The sequence below is a fragment of the Lacinutrix venerupis genome, from assembly GCF_003663945.1.
Taxonomy (GTDB): domain Bacteria; phylum Bacteroidota; class Bacteroidia; order Flavobacteriales; family Flavobacteriaceae; genus Lacinutrix; species Lacinutrix venerupis.
In genome coordinates, this window is the sequence record NZ_RCCH01000001.1 from 339,149 (window position 1) to 364,443 (window position 25,295).

A 25,295-nucleotide genomic window follows, 5' to 3' on the forward strand; every position below is an offset into this window, starting at 1 on the left:
CAGTTAAAATTATTTTACAGCTTCGTAATTATCATCCCATTCTTTAGGTTTAGGATTGTCGTGTAATTTGCCTAAAGATTTTGCAACCATCATAGATACTGTTGCATCACCTGTAACATTTACTACTGTTCTACACATATCTAAAGGTCTGTCTACTGCAAAAATTAAAGCCAAACCAATTGGTAATAATTCTGCAGGAAAACCAATAGATTCTAAAACAATTACTAACATTACCATACCTGCACTTGGTACTGCAGCACTACCTATAGAAGCTAATAAAGCTGTAGCTATAATTATTAATTGGTTTGTAAATGTTAAACCTTCTGGCCAAATAACCTGCATAATAAATACTGCAGCAATACCTTGGTATAAACTTGTTCCATCCATATTTACGGTAGCGCCAACTGGCAAAACAAAACCAGCAACTTCTTTATCTACACCCAAATGTTCTTCTACGCGCTCCATAGTTACAGGTAATGTTGCCGCACTAGAACTTGTAGAAAACGCTAACAATTGTGCTGGAGATAATTTATTTAAAAACCATAAAGGCGACTTTTTTGTATATACTTTTATTAAAATTAGATAAAACCCAATCATAAGAGCTAATCCAAAAACCACACATAAAGCATAGGTTAAAAGTTTTAAAAGAATTTCTGTATCATCAAAAGCTATAATAACATTTGCCATTAATGCAAAAACAGCATATGGAGCAAATAACATTATTAGGTCTACCATTTTCATTACAACCTCGTTTAACGAGTCGAAGAAATCTACAAGAGGTTTTGCTTTTTTCTCTGAAATTAACAATAAACAAATACCTACAAATAAAGCAAAAAAGATAACTTGAAGCATTTTTGCTTCTCCTAAAGCTGTAAATATATTACTTGGGAAAATATCTACTAATGCTTGTAACGGTCCAGCATCGTTTTGAGCAGATGCTTTCATTAATTTATCTGATACTCCAGCATCATTTTCGTATTTCATTTTTATTTTCTCAATAGTATCTTGAGGCATTCCTGTTCCTGGCTTTATAGTATTTACAATAGTTAATCCTATTACTATTGCTACTACTGTTGTACCAACATAAATTAATATGGTACGTAAACCCATTTTCTTTATTTTAGAAATGTCTTTTAAATCTGAAATTCCTTTAATTAACGATGCTAAAATTAAAGGTACTGCAATTAGCTTTAAAAGGTTAATAAAGATTTTTCCAAATGGAGCAATCCAATCGGAAACAAAATTTCTTCCACCATCTACAGAGTTCATTATGAATCCAAAGATGATACCTAAAATCATTCCGATAATTATTTTCCAGTGTAATGCTAATTTCATATTATAATTGTTTTATCCTTAGATTTAATAGAGTTTATACTATAAATAAGGAAAATTTAGTAGTTAGTTTTATTATAAATTACTTTTTTAAAAAATTAAGTTAGTACATTTTATTAAGCAAATAAAAATCTGCCAAAACCATAGCAGCCATTGCTTCTACAATTGGTACTGCTCTAGGTACCACACAAGGATCATGACGTCCTTTTCCTTGCATTTCTACAATATTACCATCTTTATCTATAGTGTCTTGGTTTTGCATAATTGTGGCAACAGGTTTAAAAGCTACACGAAAATAAATATCCATACCGTTACTTATTCCGCCTTGAATACCACCAGAAAGGTTTGTTTTAGTAGTACCATCTTGATTGTATAAATCGTTATGTTCACTACCTTTCATTTTAGCACCACAAAAACCGCTTCCATATTCAAAACCTTTTACAGCATTTATAGAAAGCATTGCTTTACCTAAATCTGCATGTAATTTATCAAAAACAGGTTCTCCTAAACCGACAGGAACATTTTTAATTACACAAGTTATTGTACCTCCAATTGTGTCTCCTTGTTTTCTAATTTCTTTTACACGAGCTATCATTTTTTCTGCTGTAGACTCATCTGGACAACGTATTGCATTAGATTCTATTTTAGAAAAATCTAAATCTTGATATGGTTTATCTATAAATATATCGCCTACTGAAGATGTAAAAGCATTAATTTTTATATCTTTAAGTACTTGCTTTGCAATGGCACCAGCAACTACTCTACTTGCTGTTTCTCTTGCAGAGCTTCTTCCACCACCACGATAATCACGATGCTCGTATTTTTTATCGTAAACATAATCGGCATGACTAGGTCTGTAAGAGTCTTTTATGTGTGAATAGTCTTTAGACTTTTGGTTGGCATTCTCTATTATAAAACCAATTGGTGTTCCAGTGGTTTTACCTTCAAAAATACCAGATAAAAATTTAACTTCGTCTGGTTCTTTACGTTGTGTAACAATAGAAGACTGTCCTGGTTTGCGTCTATTCATTTCGTTTTGAATAGCTTCTAAATCTAATGTTATATTTGGAGGACAACCATCTATAACACCACCAATAGCAACTCCATGAGATTCGCCAAAAGTCGTGAGATTAAATAGTTTGCCAAAGGAATTTCCTGCCATAAATTTTATTTTATGCTAATGTAAAAGTAATATTACAGAAACAAAAATTGTATTTTAATTATTACAGCTATTTAAAATACAACATTCGCTATTTTTTTTCAAATTCTAATTAATACTAAATTAACATTAAGCCTAAATACTTTACTTACTATTAACAAAATAGCATCTTTTTATAATATCTACATAATATTACATTAACTAATAGTTTTAATCTTTGTATTAAAATTAATTTGATTTGAATATTAAAAGAAAAGTAGAGGTTGTTGTTATTTCTGATGTTCATTTAGGGACATATGGATGTCATGCAAAGCAATTACTTACTTACCTTGAAAGTATAAATCCAAAAACATTAATTTTAAATGGAGATATTATAGATATTTGGCAATTTAGCAAACGTTACTTCCCAAAATCTCATTTAAAGGTAATTAAAAAAATAATGGACTTCGCTGCACAAGGTGTTGACGTAGTATATATTACAGGAAATCATGACGAAATGCTTAGAAAGTTTACCGACACTAAAATTGGTAATATTTCAATAGTTAACAAATTAGTTATGGAAATCGATAATAAAAAAGCATGGTTTTTTCATGGTGATGTTTTTGATGCCTCTATACAAAATGCTAAATGGATAGCTAAATTAGGCGGGTATGGTTACGATTTATTAATTTTAATAAACCGTTTGGTTAATTGGGCATTAGTGAACATGGGAAAAGAGAAATTTTCTCTTTCTAAAAAAATTAAAAACAGTGTAAAACAAGCCGTAAAGTATATTAGCGATTTTGAAGATGTTGCTTCCGATTTAGCCATAGAAAAAGGTTATGATTATGTGGTTTGCGGACATATACATCAACCAAAAATGCTAATTAAAAAAAATAAAAACGGAGAAACTACGTATCTAAATTCTGGAGATTGGGTTGAGAATTTTACCGCTTTAGAATATCAATTCAAAAGATGGAAGCTTTATAGTTATAAGGATGATAAACGTACACCGTTTTTTGCAGATAGTGAACTTAAAGAAATGGACTTTAAAGAACTTGTTGCAGCAATTACAATATTAAATCCAGACGATATAAAAGCATCACGCTAAAGCATTTTTTAAAATACTTATTGGATGTGAAGCCTTTTTACCTGTTCCATCCTTTATTTGATGCCTACAACTTGTTCCATTAGCAGCAATTATAGTATTTGTAGCAGCTTTTTTTACGGCAGGAAACAACGTTTGATTTCCAATTTGCATGCTTATTTTAAAATGTTCTTTTTCGTAACCAAAACTTCCTGCCATACCACAACATCCACTAGGTATAATAGTTACTTTGTAGTTTTTAGGTAAGTTTAAAATATTAAAACTATGTATTTGATTGCTTTGCGATTTTTGATGACAATGCCCATGAAATTTAATTGTTTTTATTTCTTGACTAAATTGTGAAGATTTAATGTTCCCTATAGCAATTTCATTACTCAAAAACTCCTCAATTAAATACGTATGTGTTGCAATTTTTTTTGCAGAAAGTTTATTGTCTGCTAATTTTAAATATTCATCTCTAAAGGTTAAAATTGCCGAAGGCTCAATACCTATAAGCGGTGTTTTTTCAGATATAATATCTTTATAAATTTCAACATTATCATTTGCTACTTTTTTTGCTTGCTTCAATAAACCTTTAGATATAAATGCACGTCCAGATTCTTTATTATTAATTACTTTAACATTATAATTTAATGCATGTAAAAGTGTAATTGCATCTACTCCAATTTCTGTATCTAAATAGTTTGTAAACTCATCATTAAATAAAAAAACTGTTTTAATTGGTGTTTTTATAAAATCCTTATTTTTAAATAGTTGAAACTCCTTATTTAAACTTTTGCTTGAAATTAAAGGAAGACTTCTTTCTTGAGCAATACTGAAACTTTTTTTAAGAATTAAAGATGTTAAACTATTAGAAAAAATAAAATTAGTAAACCATGAAAACTTACTACCAACACTGTTTAATTTGTTATTATAAGCAAATATTCTAGTTCTTAAACTAACTCCATTTTCTTTTAAATACTGGTATTGAAATTCGGCTTTTAAAGCAGTAACATCTACACTACTTGGGCACTCGCTAGCACAAGCTTTACAACTTAAACAGAGGTCGAAAACTTGCTTTAATTCTTTATGGTTAAACTTGTTGGCTTTTTCAGAATGTGTTAAATATTCACGTAAAGCATTTGCTCTTGCTCGAGTAGTGTCTTTCTCGTCTCTAGTTGCGCGATAACTTGGGCACATTGTACCACCAAATTCTGGAAGTTTTCTGCAATCTCCAGAGCCATTACATTTTTCGGCTTCTCTTAAAATACCTTGTGATGAAGAAAAGTCTAAAATGGTATTAATATTAGGCTCTTCTCTATTGCTAGTATAGCGTAAGTTTTTATCCATTGGTAATGCATCTACAATTTTTCCTGGATTAAAGATGTTTTTTGGATCAAAACAATACTTGATTTTTTTTAGAAGGTTATAATTTTTATCACCAATCATAAATTTTATAAACTCCGCACGAACAATACCATCGCCGTGTTCTCCACTAAACGATCCATTGTATTTTTTTACTAAAGCTGCAACATCTGTAGTTATTTTTCTAAATAATATAATGTCTTCTTCTTTTTTAAGATTTAGTATTGGTCTTAAATGTAATTCGCCAGCTCCAGCATGTGCATAATAAACAGCATCTTGTTTATAGCTTTTCATTAAAGCAGAAAATTCTGAAATATAATTGGCTAAATCTGGAAGTGCAACAGCTGTATCTTCTATACAAGCTACTGCTTTTTTATCTCCAATTATATTTCCCAGTAGCCCTAAACCAGCTTTTCTTAATTCGTTTGCCTTATGGATATCTTTATTTTGTAAACTAAAATTAGCATAACTTAAACCTGTTTCTTCAAGTGTTTTTATAAGCTTATTTGCCTGCTCTTGAACATCTGCTGGGTCTTCTCCTTTAATCTCACACATTAAAATAGCCTGCGGATCTCCTTGAATAAATTGCCTGTTTTCTGCTTGTGTTTTGTTATTTTTAGTACAATCTAAAATGGTTTTATCCATCATTTCACAAGTAAATAAATTGTGAAGCATTGTTGGCTGTACAGCTTTTAAACAATCTGTTATAGAGTTAAAATGAGCAGCAACCATTATACTCTCTTTTGGAGGAAGTTTATCTAGTTTTAACGTAATTTCAGTTGTAAACGCTAACGTACCTTCGCTACCTGCTAATAATTTACAAAGATTAAAAGCTTCATTGTTATTTATTAATTCATCTACTGCATAACCAGTGTTTCTTCTATGTATTTCTTGTTTTGGAAAATTATTCTGTATTTCTTGTTTTGTGTCTTCAGTAAATACTTCAGAACAAATTGTTCTATATATTTTTCCTTCTAAAGTATTTAATTGGCTTTTGTTTATAAGTGCTTCTTTTGATAACTTATTAAACGTAACCTCACTACCATCGCTTAAAATAGTTTTAAGTTTAATTACTTTATCTCTGGTTACACCATATTTAATAGATGTTGTTCCAGAGGAATTATTACCTACCATTCCACCAATCATACAACGATTTGAGGTTGATGTATTGGGTCCAAAAAATAATCCAAAAGGTTTTAAGTAATTATTAAGCTCATCTCTTACAACACCTGGCTGTACCGTTACTGTTTGCGCTTCTTTATCGAAATCTAAAACTTTATTAAAATGTTTAGATACATCTACTACAATACCATTTCCAACACATTGTCCTGCTAATGATGTTCCTGCTGTTCTAGGAATTAAAGAAGTTTTATATTTAGAAGCAAAAGTTATTAATTTTTTAATATCTTTATAAGACTTTGGATACGAAACAGCTAAAGGTAGCATTCTATATACAGAAGCATCTGTTGCATAAAGGCGCTTAATTAAATCACTAAAATGTAATTCGCCATCAAGTTCGTTATCTAAAGTATTTAATATTGAAGAAGTAATTGTTTCACTCATTATAAAACCAAATTTAAGATAACTTAACAATTATTAACTAAAGATTAGCTTTAACTTTTTAACATAAAATAATGTTATTTGTAAATTAGCTAATTATAAATTAACTAAAACTTAAAAATATGAAAAAAGTACTTTTATTAGTAGTAGCTGTAATAGGATTTAGCTATGCTGCAACTGCACAAGAAATTTCAGAAAATGCTATTGGATTACGAATTGGAGATAGTGATGGATTTGGTGCCGAAATATCATACCAACGTGCTTTAGGAGACAATAATCGTTTAGAAGCAGACCTTGGTATTCGTTCTGGTAGTAATTATGATGGATTTAAGCTTGCAGGATTATACCAATGGGTTTGGTTATTAGACGGAAATTTTAACTGGTACGCTGGTGTTGGTGGTGGTGTTGGTAATTATAGTTACGATTTACCTTTTAATGCCGATGAAAGTGAAACTTTTTTCTTTGCCGCTGGAAACATTGGTGTTGAGTATAATTTTGATATTCCATTAGTACTTTCTCTTGATGCAAGACCAGAATTAGGCTTTGGAGATTTTAGAGACGATTTAGATTTTGATATTGCTTTAGGTATAAGGTATCAATTTTAAATAACTAAATAAATATAGTATTTTAGCAAAACCATTTCAAAAATTTGAAATGGTTTTTTATTGCGGCAAGATTGTTGCTTTTAAAAAACTAAAATTAACTCAATAATATAATGAAACAAAAAACACTACTATCGATTATTTTATTTAACCTTTTAGCTTTTACCGCTTTTGCACAAACAAATTTAAAAGTTGGTTATGCCGATGTTGAATATATTTTAAGCGAAATGCCTGAAACTGTTAAAGCACAAGCAGAATTAGATGATGTAATGCAAAAACTTACTAAAACAAGAGATTCTATTGTTGAAGATTACAATGCTAAGCTTGAAGACTACAAAAAGAATGCAAATACTTTTGTTGAAAACGTTAAAAAAGAAAAGGAAACAGATTTAATGCGTATTCAAAACGGAATTCAAGATTTTGATACAGATATTCAAAAAGCTGTAAATTATAAAAAAGGATTACTTTTAAAACCTATTTATGCAAGAATTGGAGAATTAATTGCTGTGGTAGCTAAAGCACAAAACTTTACACATATTATAAATTCTCAAATAGACGGAACTAGTGTTTTATTATATGCCGAAAAAACTACAGATATTAGTGACCTAGTTATTGCCGAGGCTAAAAAATAACATCTAATTATTATAAACTAAAAAACACACCATAAATGGTGTGTTTTTTAGTTTATAGCTTTTGTGTAAGCAAACATGTTTTTAAAGTTTTTTCGTATACCTTCTCGTATTGCGGTACAATATTTTGAATGTCGAATTTTTTAGCTTGAGCTTTAGCATTCTTTTTAAATTGAGCTAAAAGCTTATCGTCTTTTAAAAGTTTAATAGCATTTTTACTCATTTCTTCTATAGCTCCTACATTACTTAAATATCCTGAAAAACCTTCGGTATTTACCTCTGGTATTCCTCCTGTATTACTAGAAACAATAGGTACACCAGAAGCCATAGCTTCTAAAGCTGATAGACCAAAACTTTCTGTTTCACTAGGTAAAAGAAATAAATCGCTAAAGCATAAAATTCTATCTATTTCGTTACTATTTCCAAAGAAAACAACCTTATCACTAATTCCTAATTTTCTACATAATCTTTCTGCAGGTTCTCTTTCTGGACCTTCTCCAACCATCATTAATTTTGCAGGTAATTTTTTTTGAATATTATTAAAAATGTTAATAATATCTGGAATGCGTTTAACTTCTCTAAAATTACTAATGTGTGTAATTATTTTCTCGTTATCGCTTGCCATCATAGCGCGTTGGCAATCTGTATAATCGTGCTTAAACTTCTTTAAATCGATAAAGTTAGTAACAACATCTATTTCTTGTTTAATATCAAATAATCTTAAAGTATCATCTTTTAAACTTTGAGACACTGCAGTAACAGCATCAGATTTATTAATGCTAAATGTAACAGCTGGTTTATAAAAAGGATGATTACCTACTAATGTAATATCTGTACCGTGAAGCGTTGTTACAATTGGCACATAAATATCTTCTTCTCTTAACATTTTTTGAGCCATATATGCCGCATAAGCATGAGGAATGGCATAGTGAACATGTAAAATTTCAATACCATGAAGTTTAACCATATCTACTAATTTACTAGATAAAGCTAACTCGTATGGTTGATAATGAAATAATGGGTATTCTGGAACATTAACTTCATGATAATGAATATTATTACCCAAAAGCTCTAACCTAACAGGCTGATTATAGGTTATAAAATGAATTGTGTGCCCGCGTTTAGAAAGTTCTAAACCTAATTCTGTAGCTACTACTCCACTTCCTCCAAATGTTGGATAACATACAATACCTATTTTCATGTTTTAGTTTTATATATCTAAAGTTTTAAGTGCCTTACTTAACCTTAAAACAGAATAATTTTATTTCTATTAATTTATTAGTTGTAAAAAAAACAAATACTTACATCTTAATTTTTCCAAATACTTTTAAGAATAGCTAAAATCTAAATAGTTATTTTATAATTGCCTTATAAATACCTTCTTGAATATTTGTTCTAATATTTTCTCTTAGTAGCATATTTTTTCCTTTAGATGTTGGATAAGTTCTGTTAGCCATAAAAACATAAACCAATTCCTCTTCTGGATCTGCCCAAGTGTAAGTTCCTGTAAATCCTGAATGCCCAAAACTAGTCATAGAAACACAACCACAGGTTGGTCCAGACTCTCCAAGTTGTGGTTTATCGAAACCAATACCTCTTCTCACATTTTTACTACAATAATGGCAAGTATTAAACTTATCTAATGTTTCTGGTTTTAAATACCTAACACCTCCATAATACCCTTTTTGTAAATACATTTGCATAATTTTAGCAATGTCGTTAGCATTACTAAATACACCAGCATGTCCACCTACACCATCTTGCATTGCTGCTCCCATGTCGTGCACATAACCTTGTACTTTTTGAAAACGGTAGTAATCGTCTTCTTCAGATGGCGTAATACGTGTATTACTAATTGTTTTATATGGGTTGTAAATTGTATTGTTTGCACCTAAAGACTTATAAAAATGGTCTTGAACTAATTCATTTAAAGGTTTATTATAATGCTTTTCTATATATTGTTTTAAAATATAATACGGTAAATCGCTATAGCGGTAACGCAATCGTGATAACAAGTCTGTTTCTTTAATTATTTTTGGTATAGAGTCTTTATAATCTTCACGCATATAAAGATTATTTGCAACTTTAACATTAAATTTTCCTGTTGGAGATTTTCTATAATATTTTGTAGATGGTTGTTTGGTAACCGTATCTAAAGTTTTAAAATAGAAAGGAATCCAAGGTTTTAATTGTGCATAATGCGATAACATTTTTTTAAATGTTATATCCTTTTTATTGGAATTTTTATAATATGGAATTGCTTCTGAAAGTTTAGTATCTAAAGAAACAATACCTTGCTCTTCCATCTCCATAAATAGTGGTAAAGTAGCCACAATTTTTGTTAAGGAAGCAACATCGTAAAGATCATCTTCTCTTACTTTTTGAGCAGTATTACTATAAGTATGTTTCCCGAAGTTTTTATTATAAACTACTTTTCCTTTTCTAGCAACAATTAATTGAATTCCTGGTGTCATTCCTCCATTTATTGCATGATTAGCTATAGAGTCTATTTTTTTTAAACGATAAGAACTTAACCCAACACGTTCTGGAATACTATACCCTAAACGTTCTAATGAATTTGTTTGTACACCATCTCCAACATTAAAATAAGGGCCAGCAGAAACAGGTAAGTTTCCTTTGGCGGCAAGTGCTCCAAATATAATTTCGGCAGAGGTTTCTTGAGCTATTTCACTATTTTGGTAGCTTACAACAACACTTTCGATATTTGTAACAGTTTGTAAATCTAGTAGAGCATATGGTTTTGCAAAAACATCTAAAATAACAGTATTAGTTCGAGCTATCTCGTATAACCATGTTAACTCTTTATCTGTAAACTTATAAGATTTCCATGGATTATCGTTAGATTTATGAAAACCAACTATAACTGTATTATAATTTTGAAGCTTTGCTATTAAATCACTTAATTTATCTGCTTTAACTTCATGAACTTGGGAGTATCGTTTTAAGGTTTTTAAAAAAGTTTCACCACCAGCATCTCCCAATTCTACATAAGCTATTTTTTTAGTTTCTAAATGCCTTAATGGTAATAAATTTGATGAATCGCGAGCAATTGTTATGGCTGCTTCCATTAGTTTTTCATATAGAATATCATCGTATAAACGATTTAAATCTTTATCAAGATTGTAAGTTGAAATAGGTTTATAATTATTTAAACCTACTTTATATTTTGCTTGCAATACTTTTTTTACTGAAAGCGCTAATCGTTCTTCTGAAAATAAATTTTTATTAAAAGCTTTTTCTAATTTTGCTATTCCAGACTCTGGATTTTCCGACATTAACATAACATCGTTTCCTGCTAAAAAAGCTGCTAAATCAATATTACCAACTGTATCTGTTGCGCCTTCTGTAACACCATCAAGACCTTCAAATTTATAGTCTGCAGCACCTTTCATGGTTAAGGCATCTGTAAAAATAAGTCCTTTAAATCCTAGTTTTTCTTTTAAAATAGATGTTACAATATTTTTAGATATTGAAGAAGGATAGCCTGGTCGTGGATCTAAACTTGGAATATTTAAATGCGCAACCATTACACTAGATAATCCATCTTTAATTAACCTTTTATATGGGTATAACTCTATTGAATCTATACGTTTTGCATCGAAAGCTACTGTTGGCAAAGTTAAATGAGAATCGTCTTCTGTATCACCATGTCCAGGAAAATGTTTAGCATTTGCTAAAACTCCTGCACTTTGCATTCCTTTCATAAATGCAGCTGCTTTTTCTGTAACATTATCTCTATCTTCACCAAAAGAACGGTTTCCAATAATTGGATTATTTGGGTTTGTATTAATATCTACTACAGGAGCAAAATTAAAATGCACACCTAATCGCTTACAATGTTCTCCTAATTGTCTTCCTGTTTGTTCTATTAAAAATTTATCTTTTATTGCACCAAGCGTCATATTCCATGGAAAAGAATAAGTAGAATCTAAACGCATGCTTAATCCCCATTCTGCATCCATTCCAATAAGCAATGGTGTTTTTGATGCAGCTTGTAACTCGTTATTTAATTTTGCTTGACGATAAGGACCTCCTTTTGAGTAAATTATACCACCAATTTTATTTTCTTTAATTAGGTTAAGTACTTTAGTTTTCTCTGCGTCTGTTTGACTAGAAAAAACTTGCACCATATAAAGTTGTCCTATTTTCTCTTTTAATGTTAAAGCATTATAAACACTATCTACCCATTTTGTTTGGCTCTCAACATCTTTTGCCAACAAAGGATTATTAGTATCTTGAGCATATATGTTAGAAGTTATAAGAAGTAAAGTAAATAAAAAAAGTAATCTGTGCATAAAAAAAATATCTATTTGAGTTGCTATAATATTATAGAACTAAAAATTATGCCAAGTTATTATTTTTAGAACTCTTATTAAAGATTTTAATATATAATTATGAAGAAATATTGAGCTAGTAATTTACTGTATTATTTTAATAAATCTATATGCTTATCATGATAACCCAATAAATATAAAACACCGTCTAAGCCGATACTAGAAATAGAGCTTTGTGCATTATCTTTAACCTTAGGTTTTGCATGAAAAGCTATACCTAAACCAGCCAAATTTAACATTGCCAAATCGTTAGCTCCATCGCCAACAGCAATGGTTTGATTTATATTTAAACCTTCTTTATCTGCTATTTCTTGTAAATATTCTGCTTTTTTATTGCCATCTACAATATCTCCAAGATAGTTACCGGTTAGTTCTCCATTTTTTATTTCTAGCTGATTTGCATAAACATAATCAATACCTAATTCTTTTTGAAGGTAATGACCAAAATAGGTAAAGCCACCAGAGAGAATTGCTGTTTTAAAACCATAGCTTTTTAAAGCATCTATTAATCGTCTTGCTCCTTTAGTAATTGGCAAATTTATTGCGACATCTTGTAATACATCTTCTTTTAAGCCTTTTAAAAGTTTCATTCGCTTTTTAAAACTTTCGTTAAAGTCTATTTCTCCTTGCATTGCAGATTCTGTAATAGCCTTCACTTCTGCTCCAACATCAGCTAATTCTGCAAGTTCATCTATTACTTCGGTTTGAATTAATGTAGAATCCATATCAAAACATACTAAACGTCTATTTCGTCTATATATGTTATCTTCTTGAAATGCTATATCGAAGTCAAGCTGTTTAGAAATTTTCATAAATTTTTCTGTAAGCTCTTCTTTGTTATCTATTTTACCACGAATTGAAAATTCTATTGATGCTCTTGGATATTCTTCTGTTTTAATTAAAGACATTCTACCTGTTAAACGCTTAATTGCATCTATATTTAAGTTTTTTTCTGCAAGTATTTGTGTAACCTTAGAAATTTGTTCTGCAGATAGTCTATCTCCTAAAATTGTAATAATGTAACGGTCTTTACCTTGAAGTGTTACCCATTTCTCGTAATTTTCTAAAGTAATAGGTGTAAATTTTGCTTGAATATCTAACTCGTAAGCTTTAAATAACAAATCTTTTAAAACTGGCGAAGAACTAATACCTGGTTCTATTTCAAATAATATTCCTAAAGATAAAGTATCGTGAATATTAGCTTGGCCTATATCTAAAACTTTGGCTCCCGATGCTGCTAAAACTGATGTTAAACTTGCTGTTAATCCTGGTTTATCTTGACCAGAAATATTTAAAAGGAAGATTTCGTTTTTCATGGTAAACTTTAAAGAGTATGTATAGCTTAATTTAAAAACCTGTTATGCCAACTTTCGCTTGCTGGAACTTCCCAATTTTCGTTTAACTCGGCTATATTTGTTACTAAATTATTAAATACAATAGTGTTTTTAGACACAGCTTTTTGTTTTGCCATAGTTCTAAAATCCGTTAATGTTTTATAGGCTACAAACTCGCCTTGTTTGTAAGAAACATTCATTTTATCCATTAAATCTACATTATATTCTTTTTCTAATTGTTGAATAAAATGTACTGAGGCGTCAATACTACAACCTGTAGCTGCTTGAGAGTCTTGGTCTATAGCAATAATTATAAAACGTTTGTACCTAATATCGAAACCTGCGTTTAAATCGCTTCCATGTGCGGTCCAGTTTATAATAAAAGTATTTAGTTTTTCTTTTATTTCTTCCAACTCGATTTCAGAGAATGAACGATTGGCTTGGTATATCCAGATTCTTGAATGATCTGGTAGTGTATTAAATTCTACTAACATTTTAAATTTTTACTTTTTCTTATTTGTATATCTTAATGCAATACCCATAAATAAACCAAAAAATACAAAATGGAAAATAAATTTTAATAATGAAAATGGTTCATTTGTATAATAATCAAAACCAGCCATAACTAAAGAATATATTAAACCAGAAAAGACTCCTATTAATATTCTTTTTTTTATGCTCAATTTCTCTATATCCATACTTTTTATAAGCCTTGAGAACTAGCAATTAATTCTGCAACATCCATTACTTTAATTTCGTTTTCTTTTTCTTTTACTTTTACGCCATCACTCATCATAGTCATGCAATATGGGCAACCTGTTGCTATAATTTCTGGATTAGTTTTTAAGGCATCTTCTGTACGTAATTCGTTAATGTCTTTATCACCTTTTTCTGGCTCTTTAAACATTTGTGCTCCTCCTGCTCCACAACATAATGCCGTAGATTTACTGCGTTTCATTTCTAACAGTGTTGCATTTAAAGTATTTAACACATCTCTTGGTGCATTATACTCTGAATTTGCGCGGCCTAAATAACACGGGTCGTGAAAAGTTATTCGCTTTCCATTATAATCGCTATTTTTTATATCTAATTTTCCCGATGTTATTAACTCTTTTATAAATTGTGTATGGTGTAACACTTCGTAATTACCACCTAGTCCTGGATATTCATTTTTTAAACAATTAAAAGAATGAGGATCGCAAGTTACTATACGTTTTATATTATAGGCATTTAACACTTCTATATTCATTACGGCTTGCATTTGAAACAAGAATTCGTTTCCAGCTCTTTTTGCAAGATCTCCAGTAGCACTTTCTTCTGTTCCTAATACAGCAAAATTAACATTAGCTTTATTTAAAATTTTTACAAAGGCCTTTGTTATTTTCTTTGCTCTATCGTCGTAACTTCCTGCAGATCCTACCCAAAATAAAATATCTGGTTCTTTTCCTTCTGCCATTAGTTCTGCCATTGTTGGCACTGTTAATTGTTCGCTCATAATTTAATATTGAGTTATTACTTGTCTTCGTTTATACTTGCAAAATCTGTTTTTGCAATTCTAATATAGACTGCTAATTTTTTAACACCGTCTTCTAATTTATTTTTTGGATCATGCTTTTCGTTTTCTGTTCTTCTTACTGCATCTTCTCCTAATAATTTTAATTGCTTTTTAGAGCAGTAATCGCAAAACACTTTTTTAAGCTTTATATCTACTGGCTTTCCTGCTGTAAATTTTATTTCTGTGTATGCTTTTATTTGTAAAGAATCTTTTCTGTAATCTTGTGCAAAGGATTTAAAACTACATATAAAAAGCACGATAATAATTGTGTATTTATATTTGTTTCTCATCTTATTCTTTTATTTTTTACAGTAATATATCTTTATAAATTAGGCGTGTATGCAAAGCTCTTAAAAGCGCTAAACATTATAAATAAATTATTCGTTTTTCCAGTTTAATCTATCTTGCTGGTTGTATGGCCATGGAGCTCCGTTATTTTCTATATTAGTCATCATACTATTTAACTCCATAGGTGCAGCACTTTGTTCCATAACAAGATAATTACGCATTTCCATAATAATATTTAATGGATCGATACTAATTGGACAGGCTTCTACACAGGCGTTACAACTTGTACATGCCCAAAGTTCTTCTGGTGTAATATAATCGTTTAACAATTGTTTTCCATCGTCTACAAATGTTCCTTTATTGGCATCTATATTTTTACCTACTTCTTCTAGACGGTCTCTGGTGTCCATCATTATTTTTCGAGGTGATAGTTTTTTTCCTGTTAAATTTGCTGGACATTCACTTGTACAACGTCCACACTCTGTACAAGAATAGGCGTTTAATAAGTTTAACCAACTTAAATCTTGAACATCACTTGCTCCAAATTTTTCTGGTGTTTCATCTGCATCAGATTCTGGCGGTGCAGCGTATGGATCTGCGTCTGGATCCATCATTAATTTTACTTCTTTGGTAACAGCTTCGTTATTTGGAAACTGTCCTTTCGGTGTTAATTTTGCATAATATGTATTAGGAAATGCTAATAATATGTGTAAATGCTTAGAAAAATAAAGGTAATTTAAGAATACTAATATACCTATTATGTGTAGCCACCAAGCGCTTCTTTCTATTATATTAAGTGTTTCTGGGTTATCTCCAAATATTGGAGATATAAATTGACTAATTACATTGCCTCCAGTTCCTGCGTTTTGAAATGCTAGATCTGTAGCATTCATTACTAAAAACAGAGTCATTAAAACCATTTCAAAATATAGAATAATATTTCCATCATTTTTTGGCCAACCTTTCATTTCGGCATTAAAAAAACGTTTTATTTTAATTATGTTTCTTCTAATCCAAAATACAGTAACTGCTACAAATACTAATGCAGCAAGAATTTCGAAAGCGCCAATTAAAAAACCGTAAAGTGATTTTGGCAATACACTTAAACCTATTCTGTGTGTACCAAAAAGACCATCTATAATAATTTCTAAAACTTCTATATTAATGATTATAAAACCAACATATACAATAATATGAAAGAATCCTGATACTGGACGCTTTACCATTTTGCTTTGTCCAAGCGCAATCATTGCCATGTTTTTCCATCGCTGTGATTTGTTATCGCTTATATCTTTTGCTTTTCCTAGTTTTATATTTCGGAATAGTTTTTTTACATTTTTTACAAAGTAACCAATGCCTACAACAAGTATAATGGCAAATATTATGTTTGGTAAGTAATTCATTATTAGTAGTTAGTTTATTTTTGGTCTTCTATTTCATTTCCTTCTGCATCGTAACGTTTTGGTTTTTTTCCGAATAAAGAAAAATGTACATAACGCTTAGGATTTAATTTCATGTCTTGAAGTAACTCTTCCATTTGGTTTGATGCTCCTGAAAGGTTTTTATAAAGCTCATCGTCTTTTAATAGCTTTCCTATAGATCCTTCTCCATTTTCTACACTTGCTATTAAATTATCGAATTTTTTAATTGTTGATTGTAAATCTTCTACAGTTTTAGCAATATCTACTTGTGCCATTTTATCTGTCATAGTAGAAAGGTTTCCAGAAGTATTTTCAAAATTAGTAATAGTATTATCTAATTTAGATTTGTTGTTATCTATTAAACTGTTTAAAGATTTTGCTGTAGCATTAAAACTAGAAACTGTTGCATTTAAACTAGCTATACTATTTTTTAAATCTTGTTGTGCTTTGGCATCAAAAGCATTATTGAAACCTACTAAAAGCGTATCGGTTTCACTCATTACTTTTTCTATTTTTTCTTGTAAAGGTGTAAGGCGCTCGTTAACAAGTTCCATCATACCTTCTTTGACTTGACTTTTTAGGTAGTCTCCATCTTCTGCATTTGCAGCATTATCATAAGCTGGTATAATTTGTACAGCTTTTCCACCAATAAATCCATTTTGAAATAATTCGGCTTTACTATTTTTCGAAAATTTAAATTTTGTGTCAATATCCATTTTAACAACTAAAACTCCAGAACTTTCATCTTCAAAATAAATATCTAAAACTTTACCAACTATGTATCCGTTAATTGTTACGGGAGTTGAAGGTGTTAAACCTTCTACATTATCGTATTTAGCATAAACAATAATAGAATCGTCTAATAAGTTTTTACCTTTTAGGTAACTAAAACCAAAAATAAATAATAAAATTCCTGTTATGGCTAGTATGGCTGTTTTTACTTCTCTAGTAATTTTCAAAATATATAAGTTTGATTTGGAACAAAAATAAAATAAATATATTCAATATAGCTTTATTTAGAACCACTATTTAAAGCTTTTTGTAAACTTATACGCTCTCCATTGCGATAGGCTACAATAAATGCGCTATTAAATCCTTTTTTTCTGGCTTCTTTTTGCATTTCTTGAATTTTATTAATGTCTGAAGTATAACCATAATAATATTTATATAACTTACCTTCTTTATCTCTAGACACTTCTTGTAAACCTTTAAAGTTATATGGTTTTGGCTCTAATTTTTTAGACGCTGCAGCTATTTGTACTTTAAATATAGTATTAGGTATAATTTTTTCTTCAGAAGAAATAACATTATTTTCTTCAGTAATATATTCTGTATCTACAAAATTTAACTCTACACTTTTTTTATAAGCAAGAATTGCTTTTGCCATAGCATTTGCTAAATCTGTTTGTCCGTTTTTAGAATTTAAATATTTACCTTCTGAAGTGTTAGTTATAAAACCTGTTTCTACTAAAACACTAGGCATAACTGTTTGGTGTAATACTATAAAACCAGCTTGTTTTACTCCTCTATTTTTGCGTTTAAGCTTCTCTGTAAAATTCTTTTGAATTAAACTAGCTAATTGTATACTCTGGTCTAAATAAGCTTCTTGCATAAGCGTTAAACCAATAAAAGACTCTGGTGAATTTGGGTCGAAACCATTATAATTATGCTCGTAATCTTCTTCCATAAAAATTACTGCATTTTCTGCTTTGGCTACATCAAAATTTGTACTATTTCTATGTACTCCTAAAACATAAGTTTCAGATCCGTATGCTTGAGAGGTATGCGCATTACAGTGAACAGATACAAATAAGTCTGCATTTGCATCGTTAGCAATTTTTCCTCGTTTAAATAAATCTATAAAGACATCTGTTTTTCTAGTGTATACAACTTTAATGTCTTTATTTTTTTCAAGTTCTTTACCTACTGCTAATACTATTTTTAAAGCAATATCTTTTTCTGTATAACCATATTTAGATGGTTTTCCAGGATCTTTTCCACCATGTCCAGCATCTAAAACGACAATAAATTTATCGGATTTAGATTGTGCAGTAGCAGATAGCGATACTGTTAATGTTATTATAATTAATACGAAAAATATTCTTAGTCTCGTTTGCATAGTATTATAACCAATTTTACAGGTGTTTTAGTATGGATTTATAAATTATATGATAATGATAAATTAATCATAAAAAATATATGTAATTTTGGCAATTCAAAAACCGAGCCATACTTTAGCAAAAATACACACAAAAGCGTTGCATACAAATAGAATTCATATACTTTTTGCCCTAAGTTTTACAGTGTTTATCAACACTCTTAGCTTTGCTCAAATTAAAGACGGTGATGATAAAAGCATCGAGATACCTAAGAGTGAAGACCTAGAAACTGTTTCTCCTCCAACAAAAACGGAGGATACAATTGTTATTCCTAAAGAAGAACTAACTACTATAATAGAATCTGACTCTACAAAAACGGATTCTACAAAAACAAAACCAGCACTTTTACAAGGTACAGTATCTTACACAGCTCAAGACTATAATACATTTAATAGAAAAGAACAAAAAATGTATTTATATAATGAAGCTAAAGTAAATTACCTTGATATGGAAATTACTGCAGGAACTATTGTTATAGATTATAGTAAAAATTTAATATATGCAGGAAGAGTAAAAGATACTGCAGGAGAATTTGCACAAAGACCAGTATTTAAGCAAGGTGAAAATATTGTAGAACCAGATTCTATAATTTTTAATTTTAAAAATAAAAAAGCTATAATTTTTAATTCTAATACAGAGCAACAAGGAATGAAAATTAGATCTGAGCGTTCTAAAAAAGAAAATGACTCGGTTTATTTTTTAAACAAAATGCGTATTACAACAGCTGAAAGTGAAGAAGATCCTGAATATTATTTTATGATTGATAAAGCTAAGCTTGTTCCAAATAAAAAAATTGTAGCTAGCACAGCACAAATGTTTATTTACGATGTTCCTACACCTATTATAGTACCATTTGCATTTTTTCCTTTAAGTAAAAAACAAACTTCGGGTGTAATTTTCCCTAGTTTTGGAGAACAAAATGATCGTGGTTATTTTTTACAAAATGGTGGTTACTACTTTGCTATAAGCGATTATTTAGATTTGGCTGTTTTAGGAGATTACTATACAAATGGTAGTTATGGCTTAAGAATAGAAAATAATTATAAAAAGCGTTATAAATATAATGGTAGATTTGGTTTTAGATACGAGAATATTATAAATAGCGAACGTGGTTTCCCAGATTACGCTAAAAGTACAATCTATAATTTACGTTGGTCTCATTCTCAAGACACTAAATCTAATCCAAATTCAAGATTTTCTGCTTCTGTAAACTTAGGTAGTAGTAACTATTACCAACAATCTCAAAATCAAGTTAATACTGCTAGTTTTTTAAATAATACATTAGCATCTTCTGTATCATATTCAAAAACTTTTGAAGGCGAGCCACAAATAAACATGAGTTTAACAGCAACGCACTCACAAAACACACAAACAGAAGAAATTAACTTAACACTACCAACACTTCAAGCTAGTGTTGGGCGTGTATATCCTTTTGCGCCAAAAGTTGGCTCTAAAAAAGGGATTATTCAAAATATAAACTTGCAATATAGTGTAAGAGCAGAAAATAGAATTCAAACCACAGATTCGTTGTTCTTTAAAAGCGAAATGTTTGACGACGCTAAAATTGGAATGAGACATTCAATACCTGTAACTACAAACTTTAAACTTTTTAATTACTTTAGTTTAAGTGCAAATGCAAATTTCGACGAAACTTGGACTTTAAATACTATAAATAGGTATTATGATAGTGAAAATAGCGAAACCGTAACAGAAGATATTACAGGTTTCGATTCTTATAGAACATACAATTTTGGTGCAAGTTTAGGAACTACAATTTATGGACAATTTAATTTTGAAAAGGAAGGTCAAGACAAAAAAATAAAAGCCATAAGGCATGTTATGCGACCAAGTATAAGTTATAATGTTAATCCTGCCTTTGATAGATATTATGACTCTTATGAGGTTACCGATATTAATGGAGAAACCTTACGTGAAGATGAATATTCACGATTTGAAGGAGGTTTATATGGTGCTCCAAATAAAACCTACTCTAGCTCTATAGGTTTATCGCTTAGTAATAATATTGAAGCAAAAGTAAGAGATAAGGATAGCACACAAACCGAGCCTAAAAAAATAACAATATTAAACAACTTAAATTTTTCTACTTCTTACAATTTAGCAGGAGATTCTCTAAGGTTTAGTCCGGTTAGAATGAGTGGAGGAACACAGCTATTTGATAATAAAATGAATGTTAATTTTGGTGCAACTTTAGATCCATACGCACTAGATAATAACAACAACAAAGTAGATGAATTTAATATAAATAACGGAGGAAGTTTATTTAGGTTAACAAGTGCAAACCTTACTTTAGGATACAGCTTAAACAGTAAGGGTAACGAAAGAAAATCTAATACCAGCGAGCGTAGTAGAAACGAAACTTTAGATAGTGGTGGTCGTGATGATGATTTATTTGGTAGATCTCAAGACTTTGCAGACCAACGTTATCTTGATGAAGATGATGATAAAGAGGAAGAAATGGGCGATCTATACAACTATGGTATTCCATGGAGTTTACGCTTAGCATATGCTGTAAATTACTCTAATTCACAACGCCAAAACGAAATATCATCGCATTCTTTAATGTTTTCTGGAGATATTGAAATTTCTCCAAAATGGAGCATTGGTGCATCATCTGGTTACGATTTTAAAAATCAAGGTTTTTCTTATACACAACTTCGTTTTGCGAGGGATTTACTTAGTTGGCGTATGAATTTTAGTTGGATACCTTTTAGCGATAGAAGTTCTTGGAATTTCTTTATAGGTATAAAATCTAGTATATTAAAAGATTTAAAATACGAAAAACGCCTTCAGCCAGATCAACAACTTTAATTTACAATTTCTAAAGTGTTGCTCCATTTTATAATATTAAATTAATAAGTTTTATATGAAAAAAATAATAACTACAACACAAGCTCCTGCTCCTATTGGACCATACAATCAAGCTGTTTTAAGTGGAAATACTTTATATACCTCTGGACAAATTGCTTTGCATCCAGAAACTGGAGAATTGGTTTTAGATGACATTACTAAAGAAACAACACAAGTAATGGAAAATATGAAAGCCGTTTTAAAAGCTGCAGATATGACTTTTGATAATGTAATTAAATCTTCAATATTTATAAGTGATATGAATAATTTTGCAGCAATAAACGAAGTCTACGGCAAGTATTTTAATGAAGCTACTGCTCCTGCTCGAGAAACAGTAGAGGTTGCTAATTTGCCTAAATTTGTAAATGTAGAAATAAGCATGATTGCAGTTAAAGAATAATTAAATAAGTCCTGTTAAGTAAAAATTTAACAGGACTTTTTTTTTGTATAAAATGCAAAATTATTTATTTGTATGAAATTTAACTAAACCTTCAATAGGACGTCTTTCAAAATTACCAACTTTAAAATTTAACTCCTTTGCTACTTCTTTTATTTCATCTTGACAGAAATAAGCAATAGATCCTGCAAAATGAACAGGAACTGTTTTTAATTCTTCTTTAAATTGAAGGATCATGTTTTTTGCAAACAAACGAAATCCACTCTTTATTAACTTGTTAACATAACCTGAATCTTTATTTAAAATCATAAATTCTGCAAAACTTGCTAAATAAGCGTTTGGATTTGGCTGCTTGTAAAGATTGTATTTAATAAAATCTGCTTGAAGATTATACTTATCTGCAAAAGCTATTTTAATTTCTTCTGGCATATGATTAAAATAGTAATCTCTAATTAATTGCTTGCCAAAATAGTTTCCAGAAGCATCATCCATTAAAGTATAACCTAATGAACTTACTCGTTGCTCTAATTTTTTACCATCATAATAACTACAATTAGAGCCTGTTCCTAAAATACAAACTACTGCTGCTTCGTCTGGCGTATTAATAGTTGCAAATACTGCTGCTAAAGTATCTTCGTTAACTTCTACATTAGCATTCGTAAAAAATTGTTGTAAGACAACTTTTAAAGCTAATTTTGGATTTTCGGTTCCACAACCAGCTCCATAAAAATAAATGTTAGTAACCTTATCTTTATTATTTTTTAACTCCTTACTTTTTTTTATAGTCTTTCTTAACTTCTTTTCTGAGAGAATTGCCGGATTTAGACCTTTTGTTCTAATTTTTTCTAGTAATTGATTACCATTTTCATCTACCGCAATCCAATCGCATTTAGTAGAACCACTATCAACTATTAATATCATGACTTAAAGTTAGTTTAATTAAAAATACCTAATAGGCTTTAAATATAATTTATAAAAAAAGCGTAGTTGAAGTTTTTAAATTCTTTGACTACGCTTAAATATCATTAAACAAAAATATGCTTATAGATTGTTTATTTTTTCAGCTAAATCTACTAACTTATTTGAGTAACCAAATTCATTATCGTACCAAGATACTAACTTAAAAAATGTTGGGTTTAACTCGATAGCAGAGTCTGCATCAAAAACACTTGTTTTTGTTTCACTTACAAAATCTTGAGATACTACTGCATCTTCTGTATAACCTAAAACACCTTCCATAGAGCCATTTGCAGCTTTTTTTATAGCAGCTTTAATCTCTTCTAAAGATGCTTCTTTTTTAGTTTTTACTGTTAAATCTACAACAGAAACATCTACAGTTGGTACTCTAAATGCCATACCTGTTAATTTTCCATCTAATTCTGGAATTACTTTACCTACAGCTTTTGCTGCACCTGTAGAAGTAGGAATAATGTTATTTAACGCACTACGACCTAATCTATAATTTTTACGTGACGGTGCATCTACTGTAAATTGTGTAGAAGTTGCTGCGTGAATAGTTGTCATTAAAGCTTCTTCAATACCAAAGTTATCTTCAATAACTTTAGCTAAAGGTGCTAAACAGTTTGTTGTACATGATGCATTTGATACTATTGTATGGTCTGCTGTTAGTTTACTATCGTTTACTCCCATTACAAACATTGGAGCATCTTTACTTGGTGCAGAAATTACTACTTTTTTTGCACCACCTTGAATATGGTAATCTGCAGTTTCCATAGTTGTAAAAATACCTGTACATTCTGCAACTACGTCTGCTCCTGCTTCATCCCATTTTAAATTTTTAGGATCTCTTTCTGCTGTAACTCTAATTGTTTTTCCATCTACTATTAGGTTACCATCTTTAACTTCTATTGTTCCATCAAATCTTCCATGAACAGAATCATACTCTAATAAGTATGCTAAATGCTCTACATCTAAAAGGTCGTTTATAGCAACAACATCTACGTTATCACGCTTTACAGTCGCTCTAAACACTATACGTCCAATTCTACCAAATCCGTTAATTCCTAATTTTAATTTTGACATAATTCTACTTTCTATATTATGTGGTCATGATATCTGACACACGAATTAATTCTTTATTTATTTTTGATTTTCCTTTTACTGCTTTTTCTAAAGGTGTTAATACTATTTTGTCGCTTAACAAGCCAACCATGTAATTAGATTGACCTTCCATTAAACTCTCTACAGCTTTTACTCCCATTCTACTAGCTAAAACACGATCGAAACATGATGGAGAACCACCACGTTGCATGTGACCTAAAACAGATACACGTACTTCGTAATCTTTCATATTCTCATCTACATAATCTTTTAGCTCAAATACGTTTTTACCTATTTTATCACCTTCGGCAACAACAACAATACTAGACGATTTTCCAGATTTTTTACTTCTTCTTAAAGATTCTACTAATCGATCTAAGCCTAAATCTTCTTCAGGAATTAAAATTTCTTCTGCTCCTGCTCCAATTCCAACGTTTAATGCTATATGTCCAACATCACGTCCCATAACTTCAACAAAAAAAAGTCTATTATGAGAACTTGCCGTATCGCGTATTTTATCTATACATTCTACTACTGTGTTTAATGCTGTATCGTAACCTAATGTATGTGAAGTTCCAAAAATATCGTTATCTATTGTGCCAGGAATTCCCATTACTGGAAAACCATATTCTTGGTTAAATATTAAAGCTCCTGTAAATGTTCCATCTCCACCGATGGTAACTAAACCATCAATTCCTTTTGCTATTAAAGCATTATATGCTTTTTCTCTTCCTTCTTTAGTTCTAAACTCACTAGAACGAGCAGATTTTAATACTGTTCCACCTTTATTTATTAGGCCTTTTACATTTCTTGCAGTTAACTCTTTAAAGTCTCCCTCAATCATGCCTTCGTAACCTCGATAAATTCCAACGCATTCTATATTATGAAACGCACATGTTCTAGCAACAGATCTAATTGCTGCATTCATTCCTGGAGCATCTCCTCCAGAGGTCATTACTCCAATTTTTTTAATTGTTTTAGACATTTAATTTACTTAGTTTGAAGCTAAACTAATTAAAGTAAATCAATATAATACTATGGTTTTGTTAAAAATTTGTAGGCATACTTTTACTATAACGTTTTAGTTAGTAAAATTGTTGAAAAAAGGTTAAAAAGTTGATTACACAACACTTAAAAAGGTTCT

At 30.1% G+C, this 25,295-nt stretch carries 21 protein-coding genes; 5 read left to right on the forward strand and 16 right to left on the reverse strand.

Annotation, left to right across the window (positions count from 1 at the left end):
* Window positions 1–9: 9 nt before the first annotated feature.
* Window positions 10–1,335: a dicarboxylate/amino acid:cation symporter gene (locus tag CLV86_RS01585; RefSeq protein WP_076733151.1), complete on the reverse strand. Its 1,326-nt coding sequence runs from the start codon at window positions 1,333–1,335 to the stop codon at window positions 10–12.
* 100 nt (window positions 1,336–1,435) lie between these two features.
* Window positions 1,436–2,494: a chorismate synthase gene (gene aroC, locus CLV86_RS01590; protein ID WP_121048859.1), complete on the reverse strand. Its 1,059-nt coding sequence runs from the start codon at window positions 2,492–2,494 to the stop codon at window positions 1,436–1,438.
* Between the two features lie 235 nt (window positions 2,495–2,729).
* Between aroC and CLV86_RS01595 the strand changes: the two genes are divergently transcribed.
* Window positions 2,730–3,581, forward strand: coding sequence for a UDP-2,3-diacylglucosamine diphosphatase (locus CLV86_RS01595; RefSeq protein WP_076733149.1), 852 nt, complete (start codon window positions 2,730–2,732; stop codon window positions 3,579–3,581).
* On the opposite strand, the gene CLV86_RS01600 is transcribed toward CLV86_RS01595, so the two are convergent.
* Window positions 3,573–6,485: an FAD-binding and (Fe-S)-binding domain-containing protein gene (locus tag CLV86_RS01600; RefSeq protein WP_121048862.1), complete on the reverse strand. Its 2,913-nt coding sequence runs from the start codon at window positions 6,483–6,485 to the stop codon at window positions 3,573–3,575. The two genes, CLV86_RS01595 and CLV86_RS01600, sit on opposite strands and share 9 nt — an antisense overlap.
* Before the next feature lie 119 nt (window positions 6,486–6,604).
* Between CLV86_RS01600 and CLV86_RS01605 the strand changes: the two genes are divergently transcribed.
* Both CLV86_RS01605 and CLV86_RS01610 read left to right on the forward strand, forming a co-directional pair.
* Window positions 6,605–7,087 carry a hypothetical protein gene (locus CLV86_RS01605; RefSeq protein ID WP_076733147.1) on the forward strand — a complete coding sequence of 161 codons (483 nt, stop codon included), beginning with the start codon at window positions 6,605–6,607 and terminating at the stop codon, window positions 7,085–7,087.
* 110 nt (window positions 7,088–7,197) lie between these two features.
* The gene (locus CLV86_RS01610) at window positions 7,198–7,716 is read left to right on the forward strand and encodes an OmpH/Skp family outer membrane protein (protein ID WP_121048865.1); all 519 of its coding nucleotides are present in this window, start codon (window positions 7,198–7,200) and stop codon (window positions 7,714–7,716) included.
* Window positions 7,717–7,768: 52 nt separating this feature from the next.
* Here CLV86_RS01610 and bshA read toward each other — a convergent pair whose 3' ends face one another.
* The 10 genes from bshA to CLV86_RS01660 form a co-directional block, all read right to left on the reverse strand.
* On the reverse strand, window positions 7,769–8,914 hold the full coding sequence (gene bshA / locus CLV86_RS01615) for an N-acetyl-alpha-D-glucosaminyl L-malate synthase BshA (protein WP_121048868.1): 1,146 nt from the start codon (window positions 8,912–8,914) through the stop codon (window positions 7,769–7,771).
* Window positions 8,915–9,065: 151 nt separating this feature from the next.
* A complete protein-coding gene (locus tag CLV86_RS01620) occupies window positions 9,066–12,029 on the reverse strand; it encodes a serine hydrolase domain-containing protein (protein ID WP_121048871.1) in 2,964 nt (987 codons plus the stop codon).
* A 131-nt stretch (window positions 12,030–12,160) separates the two neighbouring features.
* Entirely contained in the window at window positions 12,161–13,384 is a 1,224-nt protein-coding gene (gene serB / locus CLV86_RS01625; RefSeq protein ID WP_121048873.1) for a phosphoserine phosphatase SerB, read from the reverse strand.
* A 26-nt stretch (window positions 13,385–13,410) separates the two neighbouring features.
* On the reverse strand, window positions 13,411–13,896 hold the full coding sequence (locus CLV86_RS01630; protein ID WP_121048876.1) for an ABC transporter ATPase: 486 nt from the start codon (window positions 13,894–13,896) through the stop codon (window positions 13,411–13,413).
* 9 nt (window positions 13,897–13,905) lie between these two features.
* Entirely contained in the window at window positions 13,906–14,100 is a 195-nt protein-coding gene (locus tag CLV86_RS01635) for a hypothetical protein (RefSeq protein WP_121048879.1), read from the reverse strand.
* A gap of 5 nt (window positions 14,101–14,105) precedes the next feature.
* Entirely contained in the window at window positions 14,106–14,897 is a 792-nt protein-coding gene (locus CLV86_RS01640) for a (Fe-S)-binding protein (RefSeq protein WP_076733140.1), read from the reverse strand.
* A 17-nt stretch (window positions 14,898–14,914) separates the two neighbouring features.
* Entirely contained in the window at window positions 14,915–15,247 is a 333-nt protein-coding gene (locus CLV86_RS01645; RefSeq protein WP_076733139.1) for a hypothetical protein, read from the reverse strand.
* An 87-nt stretch (window positions 15,248–15,334) separates the two neighbouring features.
* Entirely contained in the window at window positions 15,335–16,648 is a 1,314-nt protein-coding gene (locus CLV86_RS01650) for a 4Fe-4S dicluster domain-containing protein (protein ID WP_121048882.1), read from the reverse strand.
* A 14-nt stretch (window positions 16,649–16,662) separates the two neighbouring features.
* A complete protein-coding gene (locus CLV86_RS01655) occupies window positions 16,663–17,625 on the reverse strand; it encodes an MlaD family protein (protein WP_121048885.1) in 963 nt (320 codons plus the stop codon).
* Window positions 17,626–17,678: 53 nt separating this feature from the next.
* Entirely contained in the window at window positions 17,679–18,785 is a 1,107-nt protein-coding gene (locus CLV86_RS01660; RefSeq protein ID WP_076733136.1) for an N-acetylmuramoyl-L-alanine amidase family protein, read from the reverse strand.
* An 88-nt stretch (window positions 18,786–18,873) separates the two neighbouring features.
* On the opposite strand from CLV86_RS01660, the gene CLV86_RS01665 reads away from it, so the two are divergent.
* Both CLV86_RS01665 and CLV86_RS01670 read left to right on the forward strand, forming a co-directional pair.
* On the forward strand, window positions 18,874–21,654 hold the full coding sequence (locus CLV86_RS01665) for a putative LPS assembly protein LptD (protein ID WP_121048888.1): 2,781 nt from the start codon (window positions 18,874–18,876) through the stop codon (window positions 21,652–21,654).
* Window positions 21,655–21,709: 55 nt separating this feature from the next.
* Window positions 21,710–22,093, forward strand: coding sequence for a RidA family protein (locus CLV86_RS01670; protein WP_121048891.1), 384 nt, complete (start codon window positions 21,710–21,712; stop codon window positions 22,091–22,093).
* 60 nt (window positions 22,094–22,153) lie between these two features.
* Here the strand turns inward: CLV86_RS01670 and CLV86_RS01675 are convergent, their stop codons facing one another.
* The 3 genes from CLV86_RS01675 to pfkA all read right to left on the reverse strand — a co-directional run bounded on the left by CLV86_RS01675 (window position 22,154) and on the right by pfkA (window position 25,136).
* Complete coding sequence (locus CLV86_RS01675) at window positions 22,154–23,011, reverse strand: BadF/BadG/BcrA/BcrD ATPase family protein (RefSeq protein ID WP_121048894.1); 858 nt, start codon at window positions 23,009–23,011, stop codon at window positions 22,154–22,156.
* 120 nt (window positions 23,012–23,131) lie between these two features.
* Window positions 23,132–24,133: a type I glyceraldehyde-3-phosphate dehydrogenase gene (gene gap, locus CLV86_RS01680; protein WP_121048897.1), complete on the reverse strand. Its 1,002-nt coding sequence runs from the start codon at window positions 24,131–24,133 to the stop codon at window positions 23,132–23,134.
* A gap of 16 nt (window positions 24,134–24,149) precedes the next feature.
* A complete protein-coding gene (gene pfkA / locus CLV86_RS01685) occupies window positions 24,150–25,136 on the reverse strand; it encodes a 6-phosphofructokinase (RefSeq protein WP_076733131.1) in 987 nt (328 codons plus the stop codon).
* Window positions 25,137–25,295: the final 159 nt, after the last annotated feature.